Genomic DNA, 3,534 nt, shown 5'->3' on the forward strand with positions numbered 1-3,534 from the left:
GGCAACGGCTGGAGTGGAGGAACTGCGCCCGCGAGGAGTAGACGGGGCGGGTCGCCATGATCAACCCGAGGGATCTCGATCCCTGGATGCGCGCCCAGCGGGGCCGCTTCCTCGTCGGCGGCCTCACCGCCAGCCACGAACTGCGGCGCATGCGGTTCGAACACAGATGCCTCACCGTGAACGAACAGCGGCAGATCACCAATCTCAACATCCGCTTTCCACAGCTCTCCACCCCAGGAAAAGGATGGCCCGCTACAGCGTGGACCGTGAGAATCGAAAAGACCTGGAAAATAGGCTTGCGCAAGCGCCTGGAGAAGTTATCGGACCGGATTTCCACAGACACCATGTATCCACCCGTAAACGAGGTCCGGTGAGTGGCGCGAAGACTTGTGGAACAAGAGGCCCGGACGATATACGTGCCGGGAGAGCCAAAGGCTGCCGGGTGAGGGCCGCAGGGCAACAGCCATTGGTGACCGCATTACCAAGCGCCGTTCCGCCTGAACGTGTGTGGCGATCAGGCGGCCATCGAGGCTGTCCTCGAAGCGCTGGAGCGTGAGTTCCGCACACCACCCGGGCGGGAGAGCTCAACCATCCAGGCTGACGACGATCACACTCCGTGAGTGTACTGAAATCTTTCGTGCGCTACTGAAATCTTTACTGAAATGAATCTTGCGCTACTGAAATCTTCAGAGCCATCCGATAGCAGCCGCCCTCGTGTCCCGTGTTCAGAGCGGCCAGCAGGGCGACCACCTCGGGGCCCCGCACCTCGCCGACGACCAGCCGGTCCGGCCGCATGCGCAGTGCCTGGCGCACCAGGTCCTGGAGCGTGACCAGCCCGGCGCCCTCCTGGTTGGGAGGCCGTGATTCCAGCCGTACGACATGGGGATGGTCGGGGCGCAGTTCGGCCGAGTCCTCGGCGAGCACGATCCGTTCGCCCGGTCCGGCCAGGCCGAGCAGCGCGCTCAACAGGGTCGTCTTGCCGCTGCCCGTGCCCCCGCTGATCAGGAACGAGAGCCGCGCGTCGAGGAGCGCCCGCAGCAGCCGGTCCCCGCCGGGCGGTACCGTCCCCGCGGCCACCAGTTCGTCGAGCGTGAACGCCTTTGGCCGTACGACCCGCAGCGACAGGCAGGTCGAGCCGACGGCGACCGGGGGCAGCACCGCGTGCAGCCTGGTGCCGTCGGGAAGCCTGGCGTCCACCCAGGGGTGCGCGTCGTCCAGCCGACGTCCGGCCACGGCCGCGAGGCGCTGCGCGAGACGCCGTACGGCCGCCGCGTCCGCGAAGGACACCGCCGTCAGTTCCAGACCGCCGCCGCGGTCCACCCAGACCCGGTCGGGTGCCGGAACCAGCACATCGGTGACCGAGGGGTCGTCGAGCAGCGGCTCCAGCGGCCCGCTCCCCACCAGCTCCGACCGCAGTCGCTCGGCCGCGCCGAGGACCTGGGCGTCCCCGAGCACCCGTCCCTGCTCCCGCAGGGCCTGTGCCACGCGCGCGGGGGTCGGTTCGCCCCCGCTCTCCACCAGCCACTGCCGGACCCCGTCCAGCAGACCCGTGTCGGCGGCCCCACTCGCACCGGGCGGCCCGCCCGCGAGCGAACCCGTGCCCGTACCGGTAAGCCGACCCGACGGTCCAGACGGTCCGGATAGCCCCGACGGCTCCGACAGCCCAGGACGCGCAGGTCCGGCTGTCCCCGTGTGCACGGCCGGTCCCTCGTGCACGGCCGATCCCCCTCGTCGGGGAGCGGCGCCACGTACGGGGGCGGCGCCTCGCAGGCCCGCGCCCCCGCTCATGCGTCCCCTCCCGCGACCGCGGCCCGCTCCCAGAACGCCGCGCAGAAGCGTGCGAGCGGTCCGCGGCCGTCCGCGCCCGGCGGAGTCCCGCGGTCCTGGGCCGCCGACAGGCCCGCCTCCGTCGGCACTTCGCCCATCAGGGGCAGTCCGAGCAGGCGGGCGACCTCCCGGTCGTCCAGGCCCGGTGCGTACGGCCCGCGCACGGCGACGCGCAGGTCCCTCAGGACCATGCCGGCCACGGACGCCACCCGGCCCGCCGCGGCGACGGCGCGCAGTTCGGCGGGGACCACCAGCAGCCCCAGGTCGAGCTGCGCGAGGATCTGTGCGACCCCCTCGTCGATACGGCGGGGCAGATCCACGACCACCGCCCCGCCGCGCCGCCTGGCAGCGGCCAGGACCGCCCGGACGGCTTCGGGCGCGATGGTGACGCAGTCGCCGCGGTCCCAGCTGAGGACCCGCAGCGCGTGCAGTGCGGGCAGCGCGGGCAGCGACTCCTCCAGGGCTCCGCCGCCGACCCGCCCGTGCGAGGCGGCGAAGGCCGGCCAGCGGAGCCCTTCGACGGCTTCCGCGCCGAGGAGTACGTCGAGTCCGCCGCCCAGGGGATCCGCGTCGACGAGGAGGGTTCGCCTGCCCTGGCGCGCCGAGGTGACCGCGAGCGCGCAGGCGAGGGTGGACGATCCGGCGCCTCCGCGTCCGCCGATCACGCCGACGGTGAGGGCGGGCGGACCGACTCCCTCGGCGACGTCGGCGATCCGGTCGACCAACCATTGTTCGCCATCGGGCAGCATCAGCACATGGTCGGCGCCGATCTCCACTGCTCTGCGCCAGACCCCGGGATCGTCCTGATCCCGCCCAACCAGCACGACTCCGCGTCTGCGAGCGGCACCGCGCACCCGTCGTGCGGCGTCGTCGCCGACGAGCACGAGGGGCGCCGTGTCCCATCCGCCACCACGCTCCGGCACCCCGTGGTGCACTTCCGGCCGGGCGCCCGCCGCGGCGCACAGCCGCAGCAGGTCGTCCAGCAGGTGCACGTCCTCCGTGACGATCAGCGGTCCGTCCTGTCGCCCCTCGGCGGCCGACGGTCGGTCGTGGGTGATGGCTCCCGCCATGCTTTCCAGCCCCCTCCACTGCTTGTCCGCGGCGCCCTCGTGGCCCGGCGGATCCCGCGCGGTACGAGAGCCGGCGATCGGCCCTCCATATGAACCGCCGATACGAACCGGCCATAGCCGCCGAACAATCGGAACCAGCCATGAACTGCCGCGAGCGGTACGCGCTGGAATCACGGTGCAGCGATCCCGGAAATCATGTGGATCTTGGTCGATAACTGTGGACATCACGGAGGTTGTGAATATCGCTCTCACCCAAACCGGTGACCGTTGTGCGACTTCCGTCGGGGAGCAGGCGACTACACAGAGTGACGAATCCTGTGCGGAGACAGAGAAACGCCGGACCCCGTACAACGGGGTCCGGCGTTCTCGGAACAGGAAGGGAAAACCCTTCCGGACATGCGACGACCCCCGCCGGGGGGGAGAGCGGGGGTCGTCCCCACGGTTTGACTCGGGGGGGGGGAGGAGCCAAACCGGGTTAGCACGGTCGCGAACGATCCGTGACTTCCATGGTGTACCCGAGAGCCCTCTCAGGCAAACCCACACGCCCCACACTAGCCCGAATGGCGGGCGCATATGCTCAACCCCGTGGAAAACCACTCCTTGCCTCGTACAGCGGCCTTCTTTGACCTGGACAAGA

2 protein-coding genes and 1 pseudogene are annotated in these 3,534 nt (G+C 70.5%); 1 reads left to right on the forward strand and 2 read right to left on the reverse strand.

What is annotated here, in order from left to right; all coding sequences use genetic code 11:
• The first annotated feature begins 56 nt into the window (after window positions 1-56).
• Window positions 57-374: a hypothetical protein gene (locus tag KM933_RS38445; protein WP_221362202.1), complete on the forward strand. Its 318-nt coding sequence runs from the start codon at window positions 57-59 to the stop codon at window positions 372-374.
• A 328-nt stretch (window positions 375-702) separates the two neighbouring features.
• Here the strand turns inward: KM933_RS38445 and KM933_RS38450 are convergent.
• Both KM933_RS38450 and ssd read right to left on the reverse strand, forming a co-directional pair.
• Window positions 703-1,545, reverse strand: a pseudogene (locus KM933_RS38450) (TadA family conjugal transfer-associated ATPase); the annotation flags it as partial.
• Between the two features lie 239 nt (window positions 1,546-1,784).
• A complete protein-coding gene (gene ssd, locus KM933_RS38455; protein ID WP_221362212.1) occupies window positions 1,785-2,897 on the reverse strand; it encodes a septum site-determining protein Ssd in 1,113 nt (370 codons plus the stop codon).
• Window positions 2,898-3,534 lie beyond the last annotated feature (637 nt).

This window comes from Streptomyces beigongshangae, assembly GCF_019710745.1.
GTDB classification, from domain to species: Bacteria; Actinomycetota; Actinomycetes; order Streptomycetales; family Streptomycetaceae; genus Streptomyces; species Streptomyces beigongshangae.